The organism is Clostridium sp. K04 (genome assembly GCF_019734375.1).
Classification (GTDB): domain Bacteria; phylum Bacillota; class Clostridia; order Clostridiales; family Clostridiaceae; genus Clostridium; species Clostridium saudiense.
On the sequence record NZ_JAASHD010000093.1, the window covers coordinates 1 to 634 of the forward strand.

The following is a 634-nucleotide window of genomic DNA, read 5'->3' on the forward strand; positions in this document are numbered from 1 at the left end:
TAGAAGATTTGCTCCGTAAAGGACATCTTTAAAGGTGTCCTTTTATGATATAATGATTAAGTAAACTAAAACTTAAAAAAATTTAAAGGAGAAATAGTATATGGAAAAAGAAATATTAGAAATTTTAAAAGCTATGCAACAAGATATAAAAGGGTTAAAAGAGAGTCAAGAAAGACTTGAAAATAAAATTGATGGAGTAGTTGAGCAAACTGCTGATTTATTAGAATTTAGAACCCAAATAACAGATACAGTTCAACAGATAAAAATTGATGTTGAAGCGATCAAGAAAGATGTTACTAATGTCGAAGTAATAACAGCTAGTAACTGGGCTGATATTGCAAAGTTAAAAGCAGTAAAATAGAACAATGAAAAAGTGAAATTTTATGTGATGTACATGAAATTTTACTTTTTTTATTTTTACTAGGGAGTTTTAAATTCAATTAAGTTACAAAATTAATTATTGAACAAAATAAAGAAAGTGCTATATTTAAGTTAATAAATTAATTAGTTAACGGAGTGGTTATAGTGGCAAGAAAAACTATTAAAGGATTAGAGGAAATAATTACAGATTTAGAAAAGCGTTTAAATGAACAGAATAAAATTAATGTTGAATTACATAATCAAATATCAGAAA

Annotated in this window: 1 protein-coding gene; it reads left to right on the top strand. The window is 25.2% G+C overall.

Features of this window, described 5'->3' with window-relative positions; genetic code table 11:
- The first annotated feature begins 100 nt into the window (after nucleotides 1–100).
- The gene (locus HCG70_RS17275; RefSeq protein ID WP_221698084.1) at nucleotides 101–361 is read left to right on the top strand and encodes a hypothetical protein; all 261 of its coding nucleotides are present in this window, start codon (nucleotides 101–103) and stop codon (nucleotides 359–361) included.
- Nucleotides 362–634: the final 273 nt, after the last annotated feature.

Excerpts from the sequence above, each read along its gene's own strand:
- HCG70_RS17275 (WP_221698084.1), top strand. The coding sequence starts at position 101 with ATGGAAAAAGAAATATTAGAAATTTTAAAAGCTATGCAACAAGATATA.